Origin of the sequence: Amycolatopsis rhizosphaerae, assembly GCF_007713715.1 — a bacterium.
Classification (GTDB): domain Bacteria; phylum Actinomycetota; class Actinomycetes; order Mycobacteriales; family Pseudonocardiaceae; genus Amycolatopsis_E; species Amycolatopsis_E rhizosphaerae.
The window spans coordinates 1-3,318 of the sequence record NZ_VJWX01000660.1; the positions used below are offsets into that span (position 1 = coordinate 1).

Annotated in this window: 4 protein-coding genes and 1 tRNA gene; 1 reads left to right on the forward strand and 4 read right to left on the reverse strand. The window is 69.0% G+C overall.

Features of this window, described 5'->3' with window-relative positions:
• The 3 genes from FNH05_RS35065 to FNH05_RS35075 form a co-directional block, all read right to left on the reverse strand.
• Window positions 1-794 (reverse strand): PP2C family protein-serine/threonine phosphatase (locus FNH05_RS35065; protein ID WP_144593146.1); only part of this gene is annotated, 794 nt, incomplete at its 3' end.
• The gene (locus FNH05_RS35070; protein ID WP_144593147.1) at window positions 791-1,258 is read right to left on the reverse strand and encodes an FHA domain-containing protein FhaB/FipA; all 468 of its coding nucleotides are present in this window, start codon (window positions 1,256-1,258) and stop codon (window positions 791-793) included. The genes FNH05_RS35070 and FNH05_RS35065, both read right to left, overlap by 4 nt.
• 149 nt (window positions 1,259-1,407) lie before the next feature.
• Window positions 1,408-2,688 carry an FHA domain-containing protein gene (locus FNH05_RS35075; RefSeq protein ID WP_144593148.1) on the reverse strand — a complete coding sequence of 427 codons (1,281 nt, stop codon included), beginning with the start codon at window positions 2,686-2,688 and terminating at the stop codon, window positions 1,408-1,410.
• 130 nt (window positions 2,689-2,818) lie between these two features.
• Between FNH05_RS35075 and FNH05_RS35080 the strand changes: the two genes are divergently transcribed.
• Window positions 2,819-2,901: transfer RNA gene (locus FNH05_RS35080), tRNA-Leu, on the forward strand.
• Between the two features lie 99 nt (window positions 2,902-3,000).
• On the opposite strand, the gene FNH05_RS35085 is transcribed toward FNH05_RS35080, so the two are convergent.
• Window positions 3,001-3,318, reverse strand: a 318-nt coding sequence (locus tag FNH05_RS35085; RefSeq protein ID WP_144593149.1) for a pyridoxal-phosphate dependent enzyme, incomplete at its 5' end; no start/stop codon positions are given.

The following is a 3,318-nucleotide window of genomic DNA, read 5'->3' on the forward strand; positions in this document are numbered from 1 at the left end:
GCGGGGGAGTCGCCCTGGTGGTACTCGTCGCTGCCGTCTCCGGCGGCGCCGCCCACGATGGGCGCGTCCTCACCGAAGTCCACGTCCACCACGTCCGCGACGATCACCGTCACGTTGTCGGTGCCGCCGCCCTTGAGCGCGAGTTCGATCATCCGGTCGGCGCAGGCCTGCGGATCCGGGATCTGGATCGCCTCGGCGAGGGTTTCGTCGCTCACCATCCCGGACAACCCGTCCGAGCAGAGCAGGTACCGGTCGCCTGCGCGGGCTTCGCGCACGGTCAGGCTCGGCTCCACCTCGTGCCCGGTCAGCGCCTTGAGCAGCAGCGAACGTTGCGGGTGGGTGGCAGCCTGGTCGGCGGTGATGCGGCCCTGTTCGAGCAGTTCGTTGACGAAGCTGTCGTCGCGGGTGATCTGGGCGAACTGGCCGTTGCGGTAGAGGTAGGCGCGCGAGTCGCCGACGTGCACCATGCCCATGCGCGCGCCGGAGAACAGCATCGCGGTGAGAGTGGTGCCCATCCCGTCCAGGTCAGGATCGTTCGCGACCAGCTCGGAGATCGCCGCGTTGCCACCCGCCACAGCCCCTCTCAGCTGGGACAGCAGATCATCGCCCGGCTCGTCGTCGTCGAGCGGAGCGAGGGAGGCGATGACGACTTTGCTGGCGACTTCACCGGCGGCGTGGCCGCCCATGCCGTCAGCGAGGGCAAGCAGGCGTGGTCCCGCGTACACCGAGTCCTGGTTGCTGGAACGCACCAGGCCACGGTCGCTGCGGGCCGCGTAACGAAGGACGAGTGTCATGGGCGAAGCTCGATCACCGTCTTACCGATCCGGATGGGGACTCCGAGTGGAACTCGGAGGGGTGCAGTGACCTTAGCCCGGTCAAGGTAGGTCCCGTTGGTGGATCCCAGATCTTCCACGTACCAATCCGTTCCACGAAGGGACAACCGGGCGTGCCGGGTCGACGCGTAGTCGTCGTCCATCACCAGGGTCGAGTCGTCGGCCCGGCCGATCGTGATCGGCCTGCCGTCCAGCGCGATCCGGGTTCCTGCCAGCGCGCCGTGCGTCACGATCAGCTGACGAGGCATCTTGCCCGAACCCTTCGGCCGCTGCTTTTCCTTGTCTCGTCGCAGGCCCGGAAGCGCCACCTTCAGCCCGGAGGCCGCGTAGAGATCCGAGCGCACCACCCGCAACGCGGCCAGCACGAACAGCCAGAGCAGGACGAGAAAGCCCACCCTGGTGAGTTGAACGACCAGCTCTGGCACTTGTTGTGTCAGCTCCCGCCTTCTGTGCTCCCACCCGCGGCACCGGTGCGCGCCACGAGACCCCGCAAGGCCATTTTCCGGGACTCGGGAAACCAGCTTCCCAGCGGCTCGGCCAACCCGGGCAAGCGCCCCTGTTGTGGCCGGGCCGATCAGCCCTGGGTACGGAACACCAGCGACGAGTGGCCCACCCGGATCACGTCACCGTCGGCCAGCTGCCACGTCTGGACCGGGGTGCCGTTGACGGTGGTGCCGTTCGTCGAACCGATGTCCGCGAGCGTGGCGCTCTGCCCGTCCCAGGTGATCTCCAGGTGACGGCGGGAGACGCCGGTGTCCGGAAGCCGGAAGTCGGCGTCCTGTCCGCGGCCGACCACGTTGCCGCCCTGCTTGAGGGAGTAGGTGCGGTTCGAGCCGTCGTCGAGCTGTAGCGTCGCGTTGAGCTGGCGGTTCGCGCCCTGCACGGCCGGCGGCGCGTAGCCCTGCTGCGCGTACGGGTCCGGAGCCTGCTGGGGCGGGTAGCCGGCGGGCGCGGGCGCCCCGTAGCCGGCGGCCTGCTGGCCGCCGTAGCCGCCCTGGTCGTAGCCGCCGGGCTGGGGAGCGCCGTAGCCACCTTGGTCGTAGCCGCCGGGCTGGGGAGCGCCGTAGCCGCCCTGCTCGTACCCACCGGGCTGCTGCTGGCCGCCGTAGCCGCCCTGCTCGTAGCCGCCGGGCTGGGGAGCGCCGTAGCCGCCCTGCTCGTACCCACCGGGCTGCTGCTGGCCGCCGTAGCCGCCCTGCTCGTAGCCGCCCGGCTGCTGGCCGCCGTAGCCGCCCTGGTCATAGCCACCGGGGTGCTGCTGACCGCCATAGCCGCCCTGGTCGTACCCACCGGGCTGCTGGCCATAGCCGCCCTGGTCGTAACCAGGCTGTCCCTGCTGTCCGTAGCCGTACTGGCCGCCATGCTGGCCGTACGGGTCACCCTGGTCGTATTGGCCGTAGCCGGGGGGCTGGCTCATTGCTGGGTCTCCTGCGTTGCTGGGTCGTGCTGGCCGTCCTGGACCCGAGGCGCCACGCGCGCTGACGTCCGGATCGACGGATGAACGGGTCTTGAATTGTCCAGTATGCAGCGCCTCGTTGCGCTCGAGCGAGACTACGACGTCACCATAGGTGTCCCAGCCGTGCTCGGCGAGATGCTGCGCCACTGCTTCCGCGAGCACTCTTGTGACGCGCTCCTCATCACCGGCCATCCGGTCATGGTCGGCCGGCCCCAACGACACGACGTAGTGGTTCGGGGCGAGCAGCCTGCCGCCGGCCAGCTCACGAACATTCTCCTCGCCTTCGCGTTCCAGGGCTTGCGCCACTTCCTGGGTGACGACGTTACCGCCGAACATCCGCGCAAAAGTGTTCCCCACCAGGCTTTCCAGGCGTCGATCGAACCTTTCAACGCGGCCCACCGGGATTCGTTGCCTCCTTTGCGCGTGTGCTTTCGCACCCGATCCTATCGGCATCCGGCCCCCTGGACACGACCCCCGGTGAAACCCCTCCAGACGGCCTGCTACGCTTTCCTGGCTGTCGCGGTTACTCGGGCGAGTGGCGGAATGGCAGACGCGCACGGTTCAGGTCCGTGTGTCCGAAAGGACGTGAGGGTTCAACTCCCTCCTCGCCCACAGATCAAGGCCCTCGTAGCGAATGCTACGGGGGCCTTTTTCCGTGGGCCTTGTCACGTTCTGGGGGCCGAGCCCCCAGAACGCTTTGTCGTTGCGGTGTCAGGGAGTCCAGGGTGCGTTGGCGCCGCAGAGGACGATGCAGGGCTGGGCTCCTGGGATCCGGCCGGCGAGCCAGGCGGCGAACGGCACCGCCGCGGCAGGCTCCACGGCGAGCCGGTACTCGTCCCACAGCCGGTCCCGCGCGGCGATGATTTCCTCCTCGCTGACCAGGATCGAGCGCACCGGGCGGCTCGACAAGACGGCGAAAGGCGCTTCGCCGACCCTGTCGGCTCCGAGCGCGGACGATGCGACGGATGCCACCTCCGCGTCCACCGGACGTCCCGCCTCCAGCGCCCGGTGCAGGCAACAACATTTCTC